The organism is Streptomyces sp. NPDC026673 (genome assembly GCF_040638135.1).
Lineage (GTDB): Bacteria > Actinomycetota > Actinomycetes > Streptomycetales > Streptomycetaceae > Actinacidiphila.
Genome location: NZ_JBEZXR010000002.1, coordinates 142,085 through 162,220, shown reverse-complemented (window position 1 = coordinate 162,220; position 20,136 = coordinate 142,085). Strand labels below are relative to the sequence as shown.

The 20,136-nt window shown below is 72.1% G+C and carries 19 protein-coding genes and 1 tRNA gene; 10 read left to right on the top strand and 10 right to left on the bottom strand.

Annotated elements, in window-relative coordinates; translation table 11 throughout:
- Position 1: 1 nt before the first annotated feature.
- Complete coding sequence (locus AB0F62_RS02285) at positions 2-901, bottom strand: OB-fold domain-containing protein (RefSeq protein WP_361791501.1); 900 nt, start codon at positions 899-901, stop codon at positions 2-4.
- A 195-nt stretch (positions 902-1,096) separates the two neighbouring features.
- Positions 1,097-1,402 carry a hypothetical protein gene (locus AB0F62_RS02280; protein ID WP_361791220.1) on the bottom strand — a complete coding sequence of 102 codons (306 nt, stop codon included), beginning with the start codon at positions 1,400-1,402 and terminating at the stop codon, positions 1,097-1,099.
- Positions 1,403-1,867: 465 nt separating this feature from the next.
- On the opposite strand from AB0F62_RS02280, the gene AB0F62_RS02275 reads away from it, so the two are divergent.
- Positions 1,868-3,349 (top strand): multicopper oxidase family protein, encoded by a 1,482-nt coding sequence (locus AB0F62_RS02275; protein ID WP_361791217.1) that lies wholly within the window; start codon positions 1,868-1,870, stop codon positions 3,347-3,349.
- Positions 3,350-3,469: 120 nt separating this feature from the next.
- Here the strand turns inward: AB0F62_RS02275 and AB0F62_RS02270 are convergent, their stop codons facing one another.
- Together AB0F62_RS02270 and AB0F62_RS02265 are read right to left on the bottom strand one after the other, a co-directional pair.
- Complete coding sequence (locus AB0F62_RS02270; protein ID WP_361791214.1) at positions 3,470-4,834, bottom strand: FtsK/SpoIIIE domain-containing protein; 1,365 nt, start codon at positions 4,832-4,834, stop codon at positions 3,470-3,472.
- A gap of 173 nt (positions 4,835-5,007) precedes the next feature.
- Positions 5,008-5,409 (bottom strand): hypothetical protein, encoded by a 402-nt coding sequence (locus AB0F62_RS02265; protein WP_361791211.1) that lies wholly within the window; start codon positions 5,407-5,409, stop codon positions 5,008-5,010.
- A 260-nt stretch (positions 5,410-5,669) separates the two neighbouring features.
- On the opposite strand from AB0F62_RS02265, the gene AB0F62_RS02260 reads away from it, so the two are divergent.
- Positions 5,670-6,446 (top strand): polysaccharide deacetylase family protein, encoded by a 777-nt coding sequence (locus tag AB0F62_RS02260; RefSeq protein WP_361791208.1) that lies wholly within the window; start codon positions 5,670-5,672, stop codon positions 6,444-6,446.
- 814 nt (positions 6,447-7,260) lie between these two features.
- On the opposite strand, the gene AB0F62_RS02255 is transcribed toward AB0F62_RS02260, so the two are convergent.
- Together AB0F62_RS02255 and AB0F62_RS02250 are read right to left on the bottom strand one after the other, a co-directional pair.
- Entirely contained in the window at positions 7,261-8,112 is an 852-nt protein-coding gene (locus AB0F62_RS02255) for an alpha/beta fold hydrolase (protein WP_361791205.1), read from the bottom strand.
- A 50-nt stretch (positions 8,113-8,162) separates the two neighbouring features.
- Positions 8,163-9,779 carry an MFS transporter gene (locus AB0F62_RS02250; protein WP_361791202.1) on the bottom strand — a complete coding sequence of 539 codons (1,617 nt, stop codon included), beginning with the start codon at positions 9,777-9,779 and terminating at the stop codon, positions 8,163-8,165.
- 254 nt (positions 9,780-10,033) lie between these two features.
- Here AB0F62_RS02250 and AB0F62_RS02245 point away from each other — a divergent pair, with 254 nt between their 5' ends.
- The 4 genes from AB0F62_RS02245 to AB0F62_RS02230 all read left to right on the top strand — a co-directional run bounded on the left by AB0F62_RS02245 (position 10,034) and on the right by AB0F62_RS02230 (position 11,937).
- A complete protein-coding gene (locus AB0F62_RS02245) occupies positions 10,034-10,369 on the top strand; it encodes a hypothetical protein (protein WP_361791199.1) in 336 nt (111 codons plus the stop codon).
- A gap of 352 nt (positions 10,370-10,721) precedes the next feature.
- Entirely contained in the window at positions 10,722-11,069 is a 348-nt protein-coding gene (locus AB0F62_RS02240; protein WP_361791196.1) for a carboxymuconolactone decarboxylase family protein, read from the top strand.
- Between the two features lie 160 nt (positions 11,070-11,229).
- Positions 11,230-11,643, top strand: a complete 414-nt coding sequence (locus AB0F62_RS02235; RefSeq protein ID WP_361791193.1) for an SHOCT domain-containing protein — start codon at positions 11,230-11,232, stop codon at positions 11,641-11,643.
- 135 nt (positions 11,644-11,778) lie between these two features.
- Positions 11,779-11,937 (top strand): hypothetical protein, encoded by a 159-nt coding sequence (locus AB0F62_RS02230; protein WP_361791190.1) that lies wholly within the window; start codon positions 11,779-11,781, stop codon positions 11,935-11,937.
- Positions 11,938-12,064: 127 nt separating this feature from the next.
- Here the strand turns inward: AB0F62_RS02230 and AB0F62_RS02225 are convergent.
- Positions 12,065-12,151: transfer RNA gene (locus AB0F62_RS02225), tRNA-Ser, on the bottom strand.
- A 61-nt stretch (positions 12,152-12,212) separates the two neighbouring features.
- Complete coding sequence (locus tag AB0F62_RS02220) at positions 12,213-13,784, bottom strand: trypsin-like peptidase domain-containing protein (protein WP_361791187.1); 1,572 nt, start codon at positions 13,782-13,784, stop codon at positions 12,213-12,215.
- Positions 13,785-13,938: 154 nt separating this feature from the next.
- On the opposite strand from AB0F62_RS02220, the gene AB0F62_RS02215 reads away from it, so the two are divergent.
- From AB0F62_RS02215 to AB0F62_RS02205, 3 genes are all read left to right on the top strand, one after another.
- On the top strand, positions 13,939-14,814 hold the full coding sequence (locus tag AB0F62_RS02215) for a glycerophosphodiester phosphodiesterase (protein WP_361791184.1): 876 nt from the start codon (positions 13,939-13,941) through the stop codon (positions 14,812-14,814).
- A 158-nt stretch (positions 14,815-14,972) separates the two neighbouring features.
- Entirely contained in the window at positions 14,973-15,494 is a 522-nt protein-coding gene (locus tag AB0F62_RS02210; protein ID WP_361791181.1) for an ATP-binding protein, read from the top strand.
- 110 nt (positions 15,495-15,604) lie between these two features.
- Positions 15,605-16,576, top strand: coding sequence for a DUF5926 family protein (locus tag AB0F62_RS02205; RefSeq protein WP_361791178.1), 972 nt, complete (start codon positions 15,605-15,607; stop codon positions 16,574-16,576).
- A gap of 190 nt (positions 16,577-16,766) precedes the next feature.
- Here AB0F62_RS02205 and AB0F62_RS02200 read toward each other — a convergent pair whose 3' ends face one another.
- Entirely contained in the window at positions 16,767-17,297 is a 531-nt protein-coding gene (locus AB0F62_RS02200) for a hypothetical protein (RefSeq protein ID WP_361791175.1), read from the bottom strand.
- A gap of 164 nt (positions 17,298-17,461) precedes the next feature.
- Entirely contained in the window at positions 17,462-18,115 is a 654-nt protein-coding gene (locus AB0F62_RS02195; RefSeq protein ID WP_361791172.1) for a bifunctional DNA primase/polymerase, read from the bottom strand.
- Positions 18,116-18,702: 587 nt separating this feature from the next.
- Here AB0F62_RS02195 and AB0F62_RS02190 point away from each other — a divergent pair.
- Positions 18,703-20,094 carry a PP2C family protein-serine/threonine phosphatase gene (locus AB0F62_RS02190; protein WP_361791169.1) on the top strand — a complete coding sequence of 464 codons (1,392 nt, stop codon included), beginning with the start codon at positions 18,703-18,705 and terminating at the stop codon, positions 20,092-20,094.
- Positions 20,095-20,136 lie beyond the last annotated feature (42 nt).

Sequence of the window (20,136 nt, the reverse complement as noted above, 5' to 3'; positions counted from 1 at the left end):
CTCACACCTCCGCGCGGAAGACGGGTACGGCCGGCTCCCCGTCGGCGTGCCGGAACTCGAGTGTCACCGGCATGCCGATGCGCACCTTCTCGTACGGCACGCCGACGACGCCGCCCAGGACGCGCACGCCTTCGGCGAGTTCGACCAGGGCGACCGCGTAGGGCGGGTCGAAGGCGGGGAACGGCGGGTGGTGCACGACGACATGGCTGAACACCGTGCCGCGCCCGCAGGCCGGTAGCGTGTCCCAGGCGCCGGAGCCGCAGCTGTTGCAGCCGGGGAGCCACGGCAGCCGCAGGGTGCCGCAGGAGGAACAGCGTTGGATGAGCAACTCGTGCCGTTCGACGCCCTCCCAGTAGCCCGCGTTGTCGCGGTTGACGACCGGGCGGGGCCGCCGCGGGCGGTCGCCCGGCGTCCCCGCGGGGGCGTACTTGAGGATGCGGAAGCGGTGGCGGCCGGCGAGTTCGCCGTCCGCCCGGAGGTCCATGCGCGTGGTGACGAAGTACCCGCTGCCGAGGCGGGTAGCCTTGCGCGGCGACACGGACTCGATCACCGCGTCGAAGGTGATCCGGTCGCCCGGGCGCAGCGGCCGCAGGTACTCCTGCTCGCAGTCGGTGGCGACGACCGCCGTGCAGCCCGCCTCGTCCAGCAGCGTGAGGAGCTCGTCGTAGGCGCCCGCGCGGGAACCGCCTCCGCCGGTGTCCCCCGGCCCGGACAGCCCGCGCATGGTCCACACCTGGAGCATGGGCGCGGGTGCCGTGCCGTCCGGCGGGACGGGGTGGCCCATCGCCTCACACCAGTGCCGGATCATGGGCGTGTTGACGGGGTCCCTGCCCTCGCCCGCGACGGCGGCGGGGCACCCCACGTACGCCACGAGCCGCTCGTACAGGCCGTCGGTCGTCATCGTCGCCGTCACCGCCCCCAGTTTCTGACTGATCGTCAGATTGGCGAGAGGGCGGCACCGCTGTCAAGATGCCCGGACGGAAGACGTTGTCCACAGGCTGTGGACAACGCCGGACGCGACTGCGCGACGGCAGTGAGAGTGCCGTCGCGCAGTCGACCCTTCAGCCCCCCGGCCCCTCCCCGCGGGCCAGTCCGCTCACCACATGGGCCCGAAGTGGATGTTCAGCGAGGGCTGGTTGATGGTGGTGAAGGCCGAGCCGACCACGCTGGCCGTGCTGTTCTGGTTGGACGCCCCCGCCCCCGTCGCCGCCTGCTGCGTCGTCGTCACCGTCCCGAAGTTGTCGCGGCCCACGTTGCCGCCGCTGTTGCTCACCACCGTCGCGTTGGAGGTGCCACCCGCCTGGGCGCCGTTGTCGGCCGCCGCCGTGCCTGCGAACAGCGCTGCGGCCAGCGGCAGCGCGGCCAGGCCGGCCATGACTCGGGCGGTACGGATGCTTGCCATGTGTTTCCCTCCGAGGAGTGGATACGAGGTGCGCGGTGCGGTCGGCCGACCGCTCCGCCGGCTCTGCGACGTCGCCGCAAGCAGAGTTGCCCAGCGCCACCGCGGACAAGCCGGACCTTGATCCCTTTCGCTCGCAAGCGTGACGATCTGTCGACAAACCCGCACAGCCGCCGCGATTGACCGCTTGGCCGCGTCATGGCCGGCCCGCCCCGGGCCCCGCAGCCGCGGAACCGTTACGGCACGACTTTCGGCCAATCTCCGCGCCCGCCGGCGGAACCCGCGCCCCACCACCTCCGGGTACCCGCCGTGCTGCCGTTCGAGCGGAAGCGGGCGGCCCCCGGTGCGTGGCGCCCCGGAAGGCCCACGTCCGCTTCCTACGCTCCGGCTGACGGACCACCCGCGGCCCGTCACGCCCTCGCGACCGGACGCCGCCGCCCGGCCGCGCCGCTTCACCAGGGGAGAGATGTGACCCGGTCCCGAACCCGATCCCCGCTGACCTTGCTCGTCGCCGGGCTGGTCCTCGTCGCCTGCTGGCTGGCCGGCTGCGCGGGCCACACGCCCACCGGGCACTCCCACTCCACGGACCGGCCCGCTCCGCAGGACCGGCAGGCGCCCCCATCCGGGCCCGGCCCGCGACTGCAGGACCCCCCGGAACTGGTCAGCCGCGACGGCGTTCTCAAGGCCGCGATCGTCGTCGAGCGGCGCAAGGTCCAGGTCGGGAACCACCGGCTGTACGCCCTCACCTACAACGGGAGGTACATGCCGCCCACCTTCCGCGTCCGGCCGGGCGACCGCATCGACCTCACCATGACCAACCGCGTGGACGAGGACACCAACGTCCATGTGCACGGGCTCCACGTCTCCCCGCGCAGCCCCGCCGACGACATCTTCATCGCCATCAAGTACGGGAAGAGCCACCACTACACGTACCGGCTGCCGCGCACCGTCACGCCCGGGACGTACTGGTACCACTCGCACGCGGACATGATGTCCGCCGCCCAGGTCGCGGGCGGCGAGTCGGGCGTCATCATCGTCGACGGCCTTGGGCGGTACCTGCCCCCGTCACTGCGCGGGATCACCGAACACGTCGTCGCATTCAAGGACTTCCAGATCCACGGCGACGCGATCAAGACCCACGGCCTCACCATCGGCGCCGCCACCAACCGCACCGTCAACGGGCAGCAGAACCCCGTGATCTCCATCCGTCCCGGCGAGACCCAGCTGTGGCGGCTGGCGAACATCGGCGCCAACATCTACTACCGGCTGCATCTGAAGGGCACCCGCTTCCATGTGATCGCCCAGGACGGCTATCCCGTCCGGCGGGTCTACGCGCGGGACACCCTGATCATCGCCGCGGGAGCCCGCTTCGACGTCCTCGTCCAGGGCGGCCGGCCCGGCAGCGCCACGCTGGAGACCCTCGCCTACGACACGGGGAAGGCCGGCAACACCTTCCCCCGCACCGACCTGGCCACCGTCGTCACCGCCGGCACCCCCATGACCCCGGCCCGTATCCCGGAGGACTTCGCGCCCAACCAGGATCTGGCGAACGCCGCGATCGCGGACCGCAAGACGGTGGTGTTCACGGAGAACGCGGCGGGGGACGAGTTCTACATCAACGGCCGGAAGTACGCCCCGGACCGGGTCGACTTCACCTCCGCCCTCGACACCGTCGAGGAGTGGACCGTCCGCAACGACTCGGACGAGGAGCACTCCTTCCACGTCCACACCAACCAGTTCCAGCTGATGAGCACCAACGGCCAGGCCACCGATCCGGACCACCGCTGGTTCGACACGGTGAACGTGCCCGCCCGAGGCAATGTCGTCATCCGCATCCCCTTCACGGACTTCACCGGCCGGACGGTGCTGCACTGCCACATCCTCAACCACGAGGACATGGGCATGATGGCCGTCCTCGACATCGTCCCGCCCCGCACCCGCGGCAAGTGACCGTGCGGAGGCGGGTCCGTCCCCGCCCCCGCACGGCGGAGGGCCTCGGCACGCGCCGAAACGGCGTGAAGCCGCCATGACCGCCTCACCCGTGGCGGGGCCGCCCGTCTGACCGGCCGTTCACGGCCGCGAACGCGGACGGGGGAAGGGCGGGGGCTCGGGCGGCTCCTCCGGCTCACCGGAGGTGGAGGGCCGGTACGGGTCGAGAGCCGGAAGGTCGGGCACCAGATGCGCGTGGGCCCGGCAGACGGCGGCGGTCTCGGAGATCGACACCAGCGGGGTGCGGATGTGCGACCAGCCGCCGGAGGCGTCACCGGCCACCGCGACACCCACCCGGTCCGGGGCGATGGCGGTCGCTGCGGCCATCGCCTCGGGCGAGATGTCGCCCAGGCCCATCTCGGCGGTCTGCCGGTTGACCCGGTGCACGACGCGCCCCGCGAGCTGGGACCGCAGCGTGACCGCCCCCTTGCCGAGTTCGACCCCGAACCGCTGGCCGCAGATCTCCAGGTAGATGCCGACCGCGCGGGCCCGCTGCGCCAGCCGGATCAGGTTCGCGACCATGAGGTCCCGGCGTTCCTCGTCCCTCTTCGTCGCGTTGAGGAAGAGCTCGGCGACCTCGTCGACCAGGACCACGACCGGCGTCGGCCGCACATAGGCGGGCAGCCCCCAGATGTCGGACGCGACCTCCTCCTCCGGGGTGGTCAGCGCCGTTCGCTGGCACTCCTTGAGCAGGGCGAACCGGTCCTCCATCTCCCCCACCAGCGCCTCCAGCAGCTTCGCCGCCTGCTCACGGTCGGTGGCCAGGGCCGACAGGCGGGACGCGTAAGGGATCTGCTCCACCCCGCCCTTGCAGTCGATCCCCACCAGGGCCACGGGCAGCCTGGCCAGATTCATGATCAGGTTGCGCTGGTACATCGACTTCCCCGACCGGTTCGCCCCGAGGGTGAGCGCGTGCGGGATCTCCCGGTAGTTCCGTACGAAGGCGGTCCCGTCGTCGCGCAGGGCCACCGGCACCACCATCGGGCCGGACGGCAGACGGCGCGGCATCCGCACCTCACGGAGCACGTCGTAGCCGGTCATCCGCAACTCCACGACCCCTGGCCCGACCTCGACGACGTGCACAGCGTGCACGCCCCACGCGTGGCGCAACCGGTTGGACGCGGCGACCACATCGGCCGGCTCCAGCCCGCCCGGCAACCGCAACCGCACCCGCATGCCGGTCAGCGAGCCGCCCACCCGGCGGATCCTCGGCGGAATCGGCTGGACCTCCCGGCGCCCGACCGCGCGGACCATCAGGGCCCGCGTCCGCGACGGCGGCACGGCGAGCCCGCACGCCGTCATCGTGGAGCCGTAGGTCGACAGGAACCGCCCCCAGGCCAGCGGCAGTCCGACCAGCAGCCAGAACACCGCGGGAAACCGCTCACGGGCATAGACCAGGCCACCGGCCGAGGCCAGCAGCAGACCCAGGAGCGCGATGCCCGTCATGGTGATCAGCCCTTGCCGTTCGAGACGGCGGCCGGAACCGGCACAGTGACCGCCCGTGGCGCTCGAGGAGATCCCGTGCCCGGTTTGACCGTTAAGCGTATTCTCCCAGCCGCGCCCCCTCACCCCGCTCACCGACACCGGCGTTCCCCGCGGGCGGCGGACCGGTTGCCGGCTCAGCCGATGAACGGGAAGAGGGGGTAGCCCTCGTAGCAGCCGTCGTCGGGCGAGACGTGGGGCAAGCCCATCCCCACGCGGTACAGCACCGTCAGGGCGACGGCCAGGAGGATCAACGCGAGCCGGCGGTCGGCGAACCCCCCGCTGCGGGGGCGCCTGCGCAGGCCGGCGTGGACGAGAACGAGCACGACGGTCATCGACAGCCATACCGCCGGCATCGTCATGTACTGCAGGCCGATGTCGTTGCTGACGTTGTTGCCGAGCGGGCAGTCGTCCCAGCCCCGGACCGTCCACCAAGTGCCGATGAACGCGCCGACGGCGGCGATGGCCGGCGAGAAGAGGTACTCGCCGCAGCCGGCCCAGTCGACGGTCTCCCGCCCGGGATCCTCCTGAGTCTCCACGCCCCTCCCCGTCCTCCGGCGCCGGGAGCGCCACAAGGATGCGTCACGTCCGAAATGATCGTCGTGGTTCCCGCCGCGCCCGTGCGGCGGCGTGCGCGGCCCGTACGTCATGGGTGTCACATCCGCAGGGCGCGTGTTCCGCATCACACTCCAGGCGGCCCGGGAGGGCCTCCCGGATGCCCGACTCCCCTTGTCCCACGGGCGACCGGGCGCGAAAACAGCGCCGGAAAGCGCATACCAGCGGATAGTAATCTTCACGAGTGGACAGTGTGAAAAGGCGGCCTCGCCTGTGGATACTCCTGACCCTGGCCGCGGTGACGGTGATAGCCGTGACCGTGGTCGTCATCATCCGGGCGACCGCCATGGAGACGCTCTCCCCGAGCGACGCACGCGCCCGGGCGGCGGCGAACGCGCAGCCGGCATCAGGGGAAGTGGACTGCCGGAAGGCGAAGTGCATCGCGCTCACCTTCGACGGCAACCCCGGTGAGCCGACCAACAGGCTGCTGGACCTCCTGGAGCGGCAGAAGGTGCCGTCCACGTTCTTCCTCGAGGGCAGGCGCATCCACGAGCACCCCGATGTGGTGCGCCGGATCGCCGCCGACGGGTACGAGATCGGCAACCACACCTGGACGCACCCGCGGCTGACCGACGTCTCCGACGCGCAGATCCGCGAGGAGCTGGGCCGCACCGCGCAGGCCATCTCGGCTCTCACCGGCAAGAAGCCCACGCTGATGCGGCCGCCGGAGGGCCGCACCGACGACCGTGTCTCCGAGGTCTCAAGGGAGTTGGGGGTCGCGCAGGTCCTGTGGACGGTCACCGCCAAGGACTACGAGACGGCCGACACGTCGCTGATCACCCAGCGCGTCCTCGACGGCGCCGACCGCGACGGGATCATCCTGCTCCACCCGCTCCACAAGGGCACCGTGCCCGCCATGCCCGGCATCCTGAAGGGACTCAGCGAGCGGGGCTACACCTTCGTCACCGTGTCCCAGCTCCTCGCGCCGGGCACCGCCGAGCCCGGAAAGATCTACCGCTAGCCCGCGTTCGCCTCACCGGCGCCGAGCCCGTGGTCGAGTGGAACCTCTCCACGCTGCGGAGCGAGCCATGGCGACACCGTGTCGCGGAGGCCCGGGCGGCGCTGGAGGCCCTGACCCCGGACAGGTAACGCAAAGACGCCGGCTGCGGATGGGAGGGCCGGGGGGCGGGGCCCTCGTGGCAGTGTGCGGGCCGGTGGTCGGCGGGGTTCGGGCTCCGGAGCGGGTTCCCTTTCCGGCGGCTGAGGTCTCGTCGCCGTCCGCGGGCATAGATGGCCGCTTCCACGCCTCATACCGGTGGTGGGCGCGCCCGCCGTAACCGGCGTCTGCGGCTGCTTCGAGGTGCTGTCCAGCCGTTGACGGGAGATCGGGCTCGCTTTCGCCGATATGTTCGGCGGAACAGAGCCCGATCTTTGAGCCAGGGAAGACCGGGCCCGCTTTCGCCGAAATAGTCGGCGAAACAGAGCCCGATCTCGGAAACCGACCCACCGATCCCGCTGCCCTGCCGGGGATTCACCCGCAGACGCAGGTCACGGCAGGCGCGCCACCCACGCACGGCGGGCGTCGCAACCAGCCATCTCTACCCGCGGACGGCAACGAGACAGACACCACCGGAGAGGCAACCCGCTCCGGCGCCTGAACCCCCGCCACGCACTCACCCGTACACCGCAGCGACGGACCAGCCGCCCACCCTCCCCTCCGCAGCCCGCCGCCTTGCGACCGAAGGGAGCGACACGGCGCGACAGCCGCAGGACCGGACAGACACGGAACAGACAGGCGCAGAACAGACAGACGCGAACCGGACAGGCCGCCGCGGCTACGCGGCGAGTGCCGCCAGCATCCGCTCGGGCGCGCTGAGGATCGAGAAGTGCCCTTGGCCGGAATGGACGTGAAGGCGTGCGCCCGGAATCGCCGCGGCGAAGCGGCGGGCGTGCTGGAGCGGCACGGTGGTGTCGGCGTCCCCGTGGTGGATCGACGTGGGCACCCCGATCGTCGCGAGATCGAAGCCCCAGGGCCGGGTGAGCACGCGCAGATCCTGCCCGACTCCCCGGCTGCCGCGGCGGAACGCCTGCAGGTAGTTGGCCAGGAAGGCCGCGCGCGCGTCCGGCCGGCCGAGGGCACGCCGGTCGCCGTCAGGCATCTCGCTGGTCGCCAGGCGAAGGAACAGCCCCGGTGCCCGGCGTGCCAACGTGGCCAGCAGACCCAGAGACCAGCCGCCGAAAGCCGGAGCGCGCCCGGCGATCCGCAAGGCCGCGCGCTGCCCGGCCGCCATCCCGAGGGTGGGCCAGGCAGGCGGCCCGAGGGGCGCGATGAGCAGTAGGCCGCGGACACGGTGGGGCAGCTCGGATGCGCAGGCCGCCGCGAACGCCCCGCCGCCCGAGACGCCGAGCAGCGCCACCGATCCGACGCCCAACGCGTCGAGGACCAGGCCGGCTTCCGCGACCCAGTCCACGACCCGTGGCAGGCGACGGGCGTCGGTGCCGCCGATGCCGGGCCGATCCGGGGCGATGAGGCGCAGCCCGAGCGCGCGGGCCGCGCCCGCGAAGTCGTACGCGGACAGCCGGGAGTCGGCGAGCCCGTGGCAGAACAGCACCGCGGGCGCGTCCGGATCCCCCACCACCTCGACCGCGATCACCCCGCCGTCGGTCCGTCGTACCTCCACCTTCATGTCGTCTCCCGTGACCTTGATCCGAGAACCGCGCGGACGGGGTGCGGGCCTCAGCCGCGTCGAGTCGTCGTCGCGGCGGCCTCCGCCTCGGCGAGGCGCTCCTTCGGCAGGTGGCGGGTGAAGGGCAGCCCGGCGAGGGTGATGCCGGCAGCCAGGAGAATGGCCGTCTTCAGACCGGCGAGCTGGGCGGCGGCGTACTCGTCCACGAGCGCGTCCGCTTCGGCCTCGGGCAGTTTCGCGCGCTCGGCGGCGATACGCACCTGGTCGGTGCTGACGAAGCTGACGCCGGCCTCGATGGCGATGCCGGTCTGCCGGCGGGCGGCATCGGAGATCTGCGGGTTGTCCGCGATGCGGTCGGTGAACACGCCGGCGAGCGCCCCGATGGTGATGGCTCCGATGAGCGCGGTGCCGAGGGAGGAGCCCAGGTTCTGGGCCGTGTACTGCAGACCGCCGACCTCGCTGCGCTCCGATCCCCCCACGCTCGACTGCACCACGTTGCCGAGTTGTGAGGCGAGCAGTCCCATGCCGAGTCCCAGCACCGCCATGGCGGCGGCGAACGAGAGATCGTCGAGTTCGGGACGGATGGTGGCCAGCAGCCACAGGATCGCGGCGAACAACACCAGCAGACCCAGCCGCACCACCGTGCGGGGACTGGCGACGCGGCCGAGGAGAGGACCGCTCATGGAGGCGACCAGCATGGTGATCGAGACCGGCAGCAGCCGCAGGCCGGTCTGGAAGGCGTCCAGTCCCTGAACGACCTGCAGGTAGAGGGGGATGGTGAAGAACAAGCCGAGCAGGATGAGGTTCTGACTGAGCAGCATGGCCAGGCCGGCACGCAGCGGCGGGATGCCGAACAGCGAGAACCGCACCAGCGGCTCCTTGTGCCGGGCCTCTTGACGCCGTTCCCACACCCGGAACAGCCACAACACGACGGCTCCGGCGGCGATGACGAAGACGGTGGGGGAGAAACCGAAGATCGTGACCGGAGGGTTGCGCGGCTTCAGCCATCCCCACGAGCTGCTCTGCAGGACGCCCAGGACGACCAGGGCGAGTCCGACGGCGGACAGCACCGCACCGCCCGCGTCGAGGTGGCCGCGGGTGTCATCGCGGGGGTGGTCCTGGTCCTTGATCCATCCGATGCAGCAGAGGATGGCCGCCACGACGACGACCTCGCCGGCGAAGACCAACCGCCAGGTGAGGTACGTGGTGACCCAGCCGCCGAGCAGCGGACCGACCGCGATGCCCGCTCCCGCCAGGCCGCCGACCACCCCGTACGCCACAGCCCGGTCCCGGCCGGTGTAGGTGCCGGCCACCAGGGCGGCCAGGGCCGGGAGGACCAGCGTGGCTCCCAGACCCTCGATCACCGACCATCCGACAGTGAGCACCCACAGCGTCGGGGCCACGGCGGTGAGGGCGGAACCGGTCCCGTACACGACGAGCCCGGCGGCGAAGGCGCGGCGCCTGCCGATCTTGTCGCCGAGCTTCCCGCCCGTGATCATGAAGGCGGCCATCACCAGGGTGTAGAGAGTGATGACGGCCTGAATGGCCGTGACCTCGGTGTCGAAATCCTCGACCAGCCGACTGATCGACACGTTCATCACGGAGGTGTCCAGGACCATGAGGAACTGGGCCGCCCCAAGGATGATCAACGCCCGCCATCGCCCCACGCCCACACCTCCCGCAGGTCTCGGCGCACCCACCCCTGCGTGAGCGACGACACAAGAGAACCATATGCTCAGTAATGTCCGGTTCGCGAACGTGAAGTGCCGTGGCCGCCCGGCATGTCCCGCCCCCGAGGCGAGGCCGTCTGCCGTTCCCCGGCTCACGGCCCCGCCATGCGGCGGCGTCCCGGAATCGCCGAACCGAGCGGCCTCGCCGCCCTCCGCGTGCCGGCTCCCCGCAATGGCGCGACAGTGGTGACGTGGGGCTTTGGGTACACGTCTCGCTCTTCGACGTCGGCGCGAGTGCCGGTCAGATCGAGCCCGACGTCGACGAGTGCGCGAAGGACCTCGTCGACGGAATCGCCGGCCTCCGCCGGTTCTACGGCTGCGAGAGCACCTGGACGGCGACGCGGGCATCAGTCGGCCGGATCGCCGAAGCCATGCTCCGCGACGGCAAGGCGGCCGTGCAGCGCCAAGAACAGTGGAGCTGCGCAGTGGGCGACGTGGAGGTGGCCCTGTACCCCGTGCCGGACCGGATAGGACCGTCGAGCACCGCACACCCCTACGGCATCCCGGAGCGCGTGGACTCGCCCTGAGAGACAGGGCGGTACGCGACCCGGCCCCACGGTTCCCGAACGGCCTCGCCGCGCACGGACGGCCGGATTCGCAGGGCGACCACCGCGGCTCGGCCGCCCCGCCGCGCCCGGCGGCCCCTCCGATCACAGAGCGTGGCGTCAGCCCTCGTCGGGTGCGGTGACCTGCCCGCTCCCCGGCTCCCGCGCTGCCGCCGCGGCGCGCCGAGACGGACCCGGCAAGTTTCGTACGTTTATCGCGCAATTGGTGAGGAATCACCACATTGGGCCTCTGTGGGTGCCCGTCCCTCGGAGGACAGTTCCACAACCCAGCGCGTGTGTGTCACCGACACACACAGTTAGAGGGTCACCGACCATGACAGCACAAGCTCCCGAACGCACACTGGGCGCGATAGCCCACGGGGACTTCCCCGTCTTCGAGCAGATCGCGCGCATGAACATCGAGACGCTGCCGAACTCGGGTCTCGACGACCGCACGTACCACCTTGTGCGACTGGCCGCGCTCATCGCGATGGACGCCGCTCCGGCTTCCTACCTGGCCAACCTCAGCGTGGCCAAGGAAGCCGGGCTCACGGTCGAGGACGCCCAGGCCGTGTGCGTGGCGATCGCGCCGATCGTCGGCAGCGCACGCGTGGTTGACGCGGCAGGCAACGTCCTGCGCGCCCTCGGCTTCGCCGAACTCGTCGACGACATGGGGCCGTAGGACCGTCGGCGCCCAGCGGAAGTGAGCAGGTCCCGGGCACCGACCCCGGGGCCCGCCACGAAGGGGGTCGGGGCGTACGGCCGCCGGCAACCGAGGCCGGACGAAAGCGCGCGGCACACGACGCGCACCAGCGGCGAGGGGGCAATCAAGAGGAGCGGCAATGACCGGTCACATCCACCTGGCCTACGACTATCCCGTGCTGGGCGCGTTCTGGACCATGATGTGGATCTTCCTGTGGGTCCTGTGGATCTTCTTGCTGGTCCGGATCCTCATGGACATCTTCCGCGACGACGACCTGAACGGATGGGGGAAGGCGGGGTGGTGCGCCTTCGTCCTGATCCTCCCCTTCCTCGGGGTCTTCGTGTACCTCCTCGCCCGCGGCAGGGGAATGGGCAAGCGCGAAGCACAGCACGTCGCAGCCCAGCAGCAGGCCTTCGATCGCTACGTCCGCGAGACCGCCGGCACCCGTCCTGCGAGTGACGCGGATGAACTCTCGAAGCTGTCGGAACTCAAAGCCAAGGGCGACATCACCGAAGAGGAATTCCAGCGAGCCAAGGTGAAGATCCTCGGCTGACCTCCGCCGACCACGCCCGGCCGACTGAGGCCGCCCACGCATGCCAGAAGGGGTGCCCCATGTCCGGGGCACCCCTTTTGGCCTTGCCAATGCCGCCGCACCGCCCGCAGGTTACAGTTCCGCCGGGGAGGATCCATGTTCGACCAAGACCCGATCGCCGACGCATCCCGGGGATTCGGGTGCATGATCCTTGTGGTCATAGCGCTCGTTGCCGCGATGATGATCATTCTGGCGTTGCCCTACCTGCTGGCACTGGTGGAGTGGGTGCTGGTCGGCGGCGAGGCGGCGGATTGACGCGTACCCCTGGCCTGCCCGATCAGACGGGGAACCAGGGGGAAGCACGGCGCCCCCGCAGACATGCCAGAAGGGGTGCCCCCGTGTCTAGGGCACCCCTTCTGACCTTTGCCTTTGCGGGCCATTGCGGAGAGTGTGGGATTTGAACCCACGGTGACATCGCTGCCACGACGGTTTTCAAGACCGTTCCCTTAGGCCGCTCGGGCAACTCTCCCCGCGCCACCGTTCCGGGTTGCCGGGCCCGGGGCGGCGCGGGGACAGCCTAACGGGTCGGCTCAGCTGCTGCTGTCGCCCTTGCGTTCGCCGAGTGTGAGGGTGGCGGTGCGGGTCTGACCGTCACGGGTGTACGTGAGGTTGACCTTCTCGCCGGGCTCGTGCTGCCAGATCTCGCCGATGAGAGTGGGGCTGGAGTCGACCACGGTGTCGTCGAACTTGGTGATGACGTCGCCGGAGCGCAGGCCCGCCTGGTCGGCGGGGCCGCCGGAGGTGACGGCGTCGGCGCCGGTGGCGATCTTGGCGCCCTCGCCGCTGTAGCTGGAGTCGACGTGCACGCCGATGACCGCGTAGACGGGCTCGCCGGTCTTGATCAGGTCCACCGCGACGCGGCGGGCCTGGTCGATCGGGATGGCGAAGCCCAGTCCGACGCTGCCGGCCTGGGAGGCGCCGTCGTTGCCGCCGGTGGACTGGATGGCGGAGTTGATGCCGATGACCGCGCCCTCGGAGTTGAGCAGAGGGCCGCCGGAGTTGCCGGGGTTGATCGAGGCATCGGTCTGTATGGCGCTCATGTAGGAGGCGTTGGAGCCTTCGCCGTCGCTGGAGGCGATCGGCCGGTGCAGGGCGCTGACGATGCCGGTGGTGACCGTGCCGGAGAGCCCGAAGGGGGCGCCGATGGCGATGGTGGAGTCACCGACCGCGACCTTGTCGGAGTCGCCGAGGGCGAGCGGGGTGAGCTTGTCGGGGGTGACCCCCTTGAGCTTGATCACGGCGACGTCGTAACCCTGGGCGCGGCCGACGACCTCGGCCTCGTACTTCTTGCCGTCGGAGAACGTCGCGGTGAGCTTGCCGCCGTCGGCGGCGGGGGCGACCACGTGGTTGTTGGTGAGGATGTGGCCTTCCTTGTCGTAGACGAAGCCGGTGCCGGTGCCGCTTTCCTGGCGGCCGCTGGCCTCGATCGTGACGACGCTGGGGAGGGCCTGCTTGGCGATGCCCGCGACCGAGCCGGCGGCGCGGCTGAGGTCCTTGGGGTTGCCGACCGAGGAGACGGTGGTGGACGCGGCGCTGTCGTTGCGGTCCGCGGCCCAGAAGCCGACTCCGCCGCCGATGCCGCCCGCGACGAGCGCGGCGACCAGGACGGCGGCGACGAGTCCGCCGTTGCCGCGCTTCTTGGGAGCGGGCGCGGCGGGCACCGGGGTGCCCCAGACCGGGCCGACGGGGCCGGAGGGGCCCATGGGGCCCGAGGGCCCGGCGGGACCGCCGTACGGCTGCGTGGGCGGCGGCGCGACCGGCGGCAGGGGCGCGGTGTGGACGCCCGCGGGGGGTGCCGGGGGCACGGCGGGGTGGCCGGCGGGCGGCGTGGCGGCGTGCACCGGGGGCACCGGCACCGGAGGCACGGGCGGCGCGGCCGCCGGAGCCACGGGCGTCGGGGGCACCGCGGGCGCGGCCGGCGCCGGGGCGGAAGCCTGGACCGGAGCCTGGACCGGAGCCTGGACCGGGGCCGGGGCCGGGGGACCGGCGGGCGGGGCGGCGGGTGCCGCGGGAGGCGCAGCGGGAGCGGCGGACTCAGCGTCAGCGGGCGCCTGCGTCGGCACCGCCGCCGGGACCGGGCCGACCTCGTTCTCGGTGCTCACGGCTGATCTCCTCGGATATGCGTTGTGTGCCGTGCGTACGGATACCGCTACGGTGCGTACCACGACCGTCAGGATGGACACAGCTTTTCCCACCGGGTGTCAGACCGCCGTAAGCAGCGGCCGTTCCCGGCCCGGCGGATGGCACCATAGCCCGGTGACTGATCTCCGCGCGATCCAGGTCGTGGCCCACCGGGGAGCGTCGGAGGACGCCCCGGAGCACACGCTCGCGGCCTACCGGAAGGCGATCGAGGACGGCGCGGACGCCCTGGAGTGCGACGTACGCCTCACCGCCGACGGCACGCTGGTGTGCGTGCACGACCGCCGGGTGAACCGCACCTCCAACGGGCGGGGCGCGGTCTCCGCGCTGGAGCTGGCCGATCTGCGGACCCTGGACTTCGGCAGCTGGAAGGCCCGGGCGGGCGGCGCGCGGGCGATCGGCCCGCGTCGGCAGCCGTCCCGGGAGCTCCGCTCCCTTCTCGACGCCGACGCCGAGGCCCCCGACCGCTTCGACGCCGACCCGGACGAGCTCAGCCGCGTGCTGACCCTGGAACGGCTGCTGGAACTGGTCGCGGACACCGGCCGCCGGGTGGAGCTGGCGATCGAGACGAAGCACCCCACGCGCTGGGCGGGCCAGGTGGAGGAGCGGCTGGTGGAGTTGCTGGACCGGTTCGGGATGCTGTGGCCGGAGCCCGGCGAGCCGTCCCGGGTGCGGGTGATGAGCTTCTCCTCGCGTTCGCTGCGCCGGATCCGGCTGGCCTCGCGCGATCTGCCGACCGTCTTCCTGATGCAGTACGTGCTGCCCCGGCACCGCGACGGCCGGCTGCCGGCCGGGGTGGGGATCGCCGGTCCGAGCATCCGCATCCTGCGCTCCAACCCGGGTTACGTGGAGCGGCTGCACGACGCGGGGCACCGGGTGCACGTGTGGACGGTCAACGAACCCGAGGACGTCGAACTCTGCGTGCGGCTCGGCGTCGACGCGGTCATCACCAACCGTCCGAGGCAGGTGCTGGCCCAACTCGGGCGCGCCTGAAGGGAAAACGGACGGGATCCTTCCCCGGGCGGTGTGCACCGGCGCGTTCGGAACCTGTTCGATCGTTGTGTGTGCCCCAAGAGATCGCAGTTGGCCGGTTTCCGGCCCAGAAGGACAGGGCATCCATCCCGTGGCGTGGGGTGAAGGAGGTCTCGGGGGTGGCGTTGGTGGTGGCCCAGGAGGTGCCGACGTCCTCGACCATGGCCTTGCCTCATGGTCCGGCGGGCGTGGCCGAGGCGCGGCGCAGGCTGCGCAAGGAACTGTGTGCGTACGGGGTCGCGGAGCCGGTCGTCGACGACGCGGTGCTCATCCTTTCCGAACTGCTGAGCAACTCCTGCCGGCACGCACGCCCGCTGGGCGACGACGCGCCGTCCTCGGGCGGCAGCGGCATCAGGGCCGCCTGGCGGATCGACGAGGACGGGCTGCTGACGGTGGAGGTCACCGACGGCGGCGGACCGACCCGCCCGCTTCCGGCCAGTCCCTCGCTCACCGCCCGCGGCGGCCGGGGGCTCGGCATCGTACGGAACCTGTCGCTGCGCTGGGGCGTGCGCGACGCTCCCGGCGAGGTCACGGTGTGGGCGATGCTCGCGGTGCGCAGCCGCCACGCGCGGCGTGACGACCTCGCGCCCCAACTCGACGTCCCGATCGATTTCGCGGACCCCTTCGACGACCTCGCGTAGGCCCCGCGGGGCGGTTGCCCGGCCTCCACGGGCGCGACCTCCCCTGAGGGCGGACGGCGTGGCGCTAGGCTCACGGCCGGAACACCGCCGTTACCGGGAGAGATCGAGCCATGGCGAAGAAGCGCCCGACGAAGACGAAGGCCCCCGCCCGCCCGCAGATCGCCGACGGGGAGATCCCCGTCGTCGGGGCCCGGGAGCCCTGCCCGTGCGGCTCGGGGCGGCGTTACAAGGCGTGCCACGGCCGTGAGGCGGCGCACGCGGTGACGGAGTTGGTGCGGCGGCCGTTCGAGGGGCTGCCCGGCGAGTGCGACTGGGTGGCGCTGCGCGAGCTGGTGCCCGCCGCCACGGCCGAGTTGACGCTGAAGGACCCGCTGCCCGAGGGCGTGCCGTCGGTCACCCTGGCGACCGTGCTGCCCATGGCGTGGCCGGGGCTGCGCCGCGACACCGGCATGGTGCTGCTGGGCCTGCAGAACGACACCGCCTCCGGGGACATCAGCCGCGACCTGGCCGACACCCTGCTGCGCGCCCTGCAGGCGGAGCCCGGCAACCCGGTGCCCGGGGAACGCCCGGCGCCCGAAGGCCCGCGCCTGCAGGACCTGCTGGACCTGAACGCCGCGTTCGAGCCGGTGGTGCACACCGGCTTCGAGTTCTGGCTGGAGAACGCGGAGTCCGCCACCGGCGAGGTCGCGGCCTCACTGGAGCGGGCGAACGCAGCGGTCATCCCGACGGTCCGGCTGACCGGTGTCGACGCGGCGTACTGGTGCGAGACGCCCGAGAAGAACCACCTGCGCTGGGTCATGCCGCACCCGGAGGAGCAGTTGCTGGACGCGCTGGCCCGGCTGCACGCCGCGGGTGCCTCGTCGCTGGGCGAGGGCACCCGGCTGGTGGGCTCGTTCCGGGCGCACGGGCTGGTCGTCCCGGTGTGGGACCTGCCCGCGGGCGTCTCGGCGGACGAGGTCGAGAAGCCGGCGGCGGCCTTCGGCGAGCGGCTGGCCGAGGTGCTGGAGCGCACCGGCCCGCTGACGGCGGAGGAGCGGCGGGCGCGCAGCGGCTTCACCAACCGGCAGATCACCCTCAGCTGACCGGTCCGCGGCCCCGGCGGCCGCAGTTCGGGCCATGATCGCCCCCTGGTGATCCTGGTCACAGCCACCCCCGGCCGGGGGTGGCCGCCGGGCCGGAACCCGTACCCCGGATTTGCGTACGGGCGAAGTCTTGTTACCGTTTAAACAGTCCGGTCGCTGGTGCATCCCCCGTCGCCAGCGACCGGACGTTTCATTGTGCGGACCCGCTGCGCAGCAGCGGACGTTCCCCGCCCTTCTCTGCGATCTCCGCCACCGCCATGTACGGTTCCGCCGCTCCCGCCACCGTCGGCTCGCGCGGCGTCTCACAGCTCCCGTCCGGCGCCTTCGCCGCGATGACGCACCGTGTCTGCACGGTCCGCCCGTCGGGCCGCATGAGGGTCAGCACGCCCTCCAGAGGACGGCCCGTGGTGTTGGCGTAGTACGTGCGCGCCCAGGTGTCGCCGTCCTCGCCGATGGTGCAGGTCTGCGCCCGCAGCCCTGCCGGGGAGGCGAGTTGGGGACCGCAGGATGCGGTCTGGCGTTCGGATTCGGCCAGCTTCGGCAGGGTGTCGAACACACTGGGGCCGCTTGACAAGGGCTTGTCGTCGGTGATCGCCGCGGTCACGTCCACGGGCACGGCGGGGAGGACGGGCCCGGCGGTGGCGCCGGCCAGGGGCAGCAGCGCGGCGGCCGCCACGACCGTGGCGAGGGCGGCCATCCGCAGGTTCGGCGCACGCATCATGCGCCGAACATAGCGGGAGAAACGGACATGAAGCGGGGGCCGTTGCCCGTTCACCGGACAACGGCCCCCGCTCCTACCCGAACGAGTGACGGCCGAGGTTGCCGAGGCCGCCGACGGCCGACGGCGGCGCTCCGCGACGGGGGCCCGCCCGGCGCGGAGCCCGGTCAGTACGAGAGCCGGCTGCCGTCCGGCGCCGTGCGCCCCGCCTGCACCAGGGTGTCGACGATGACCCGCACCCCGGGCAACCACGGCGCCCGGTCTCCCGCGTCCACCACCGGCCGCCGGACCCAGCGCGCCCCCGCGGTGCCGCCGGACCCGACCGGAGACGGCGGCAGAAGGAGATAGCCGCCCTGGCCGTGGTACCGCAGCGAGGTCGGCACCCATTCGTGGCGGTCGAGCAACTCGCCCAGTTCTTCGAGGGAGTAGGGCTCCACCAGCACGGCGAACCGCGTGGGGGTGGACACGACGGGGCCGATGCGCACCCCGAGCTTGTCGAAGACGCCCAGCGCCCGCGCCCCCGCGACCGCCGGCAGGCTCACCGCCGAGACCCGGTCGCCCGTGGCGAGCACGAGCGGCTGGTCCGGCCGCCGCGTCCACCACCAGCGGACCATCCGCGGGTCGCGGGTCGCCGCGAGGAGGCCCGGATCATGCGGATGGGCGCCCGGCACCGGGCAGTCCGGACGCAGACAGGCGCATCCGCCGCGTGCGTCCGTGCCGGCTCCGGGCACCACGGGCCACTGCCACCGTTCGGCGCAGGTGAGCGCCGCACGCAGCAGCTCCGGACTGCTCTTGCGTCGCTTTCCGAGGATCTCGCGCATCTGCGCTCGTTCCTTTCCGTTGGCACTCAGGGATCTGCCCATGACACAACGTAATCTGGAACACACCGCTTACGAGTCAGCGCATCACGTCTCGAGCCGAGCGTGGAACGTGGCGGGGGGTGGCGCACACTGGCGCTTGTTCGTCCTGCGTCGTGCTGGGAACTGCTGCGTGCGCTTGCGTTTGCTGCTGTGTGCGGTCCCGCTGGCTGTGCAACACCCCGCCGTGGGGGAGGGTCGGCCGTCTCCGTCTATGACGCCCTGGCCGGGCGCCGGGTTCCTGAGGCCGCCAACTCCCATCCCGTACGTACCCGCTGCGGCGGATATGACGCGCTGTAGAACCCCTTCAGTCGACAACTAATTGTCGCACGCGGTGCCCTTTTTCGGCCATAGTCGTGCATCGGCCCGGGCTCTCCGACACCAGCCCCGCCACCTGCGCAATCCTGGACACACCCACGAGTAGGCGGTACAAGGTAATCCATTGATAGCGGCGCAGCATGAGCTTGGGGGTTTGCGATGCTATTGACGGAAATGCGCTGCTCTACGGAGCCGTCGCCGCGGCACGACGAAGTGCGTGAAAGCCGGCGGCCATGAGCGCCGCGCGCCTTCCGAAAGTGGCCGGAATCGACTCACCCATTCCGACACCGGCGCACACTGCCTCCCCCTCGGTCGAACAACAATCCCATCCGGGCGACCCGAACGCACACCCCCCGGCACCGGATCCGGTCGGCCAACTCACCGCCGCCCAGGACCGGCTGGCCTCCTGGGTGACCGACCTGACCACCCTGCACGAGCTCACCGGGCGCCTCGCCGGGACGGCGACCCTCGAGGACGCCCTCCGCGAACTGCTGCGCGCCGGAGGCACCTTGGTCGGCGCCCGGCGCGGCCTGGCGGCCGTCTCCCCCGCCGACCGGCTCGGTCCGCCCACGGTCGTCGGCCTCGGTCTCGGCCCGGCAGAGCTCGGCACGCTGGAGACGGTCCCGCTGCCCGCCGCCCCCGAAGCGGTGCCGGCCGAGGAGATCCACACCGATCTGCGCCACGAGCCCGGCCTCGACGCGCGCCACCGCGAGGTCGCCGCCCGGCTCGGCTTCGCGGCCAGCTACGCCCTGCGGCTGTCCGGCGAGTCCGCCGGCCGGCTCGGCTCGGCCCTGTGGTTCTACGACGAGCCGGCCGAGCCCGTGGAGCGGCGCCGCCACCTCATCGGGCTGTACTGCCGGTACGCGACCGAACATCTCGCCCGGCTGCTCGAGCTGGACCGCAGCCGCGCCACCGTCGCCACCCTCCGCGAGGAACTGCTGCCGGCCCGGCTCCCCCGGGTCCCCGGGGTCCGCATGGCCGTACGGCACCGCCCGGCCGCCGGGGGCGGGGGCGACTGGTACGACGCCCTCCCGCTGCCCGAAGGCGCGCTGGGGCTGTCGGTCGGCGGGGTCAGCGGCAGCGGTATCAGCGCGGTCGCCGCGATGGGACGGCTGCGCGCCTCGCTGCGGGCGTACGCGGTGATGGAGGGCGAGGACCCGGTCGCCGTCCTCTCCGACCTGGAGCTGCTGCTGCGGCTGACCGAACCCGCCCGCTCGGCGACGGCACTGTTCGCGTACGTCGAGCCGGCCTCCCGGAAGATCGTGCTCGCCGGTGCCGGGCACTGCCCGCCGTTGATCGTCGGCGGGCGGCGGATCGAGTACGTGGAGACCTCGCTCTCGGCGCCGCTGGGGATGCTCAGCTGCTGGGAGGCGCCCAGCGTCGACTTCCGGGCGCTCTCCGGGGAGACCCTGCTGCTCTACACCGACGGCCTGCTGCACCGTACCGGCGACCCCGTCGACCGCGCCTTCGCCCGCCTGCACGCGGCCGCCGCGTCCGCCCCGCGCACCGCCCGGGACGACCCCGCCCAGCTGGTCGAGCACGTCCTGCACACCCTGCTCCCCGACGACCGTGAGAACCCCCACCCGACCGAGGACGTCGTCCTGCTCGCCGCCCGCTTCGACTGAGCGCCTCCGGGGTACCGCGACCGATTGCCCCCCACACCCACT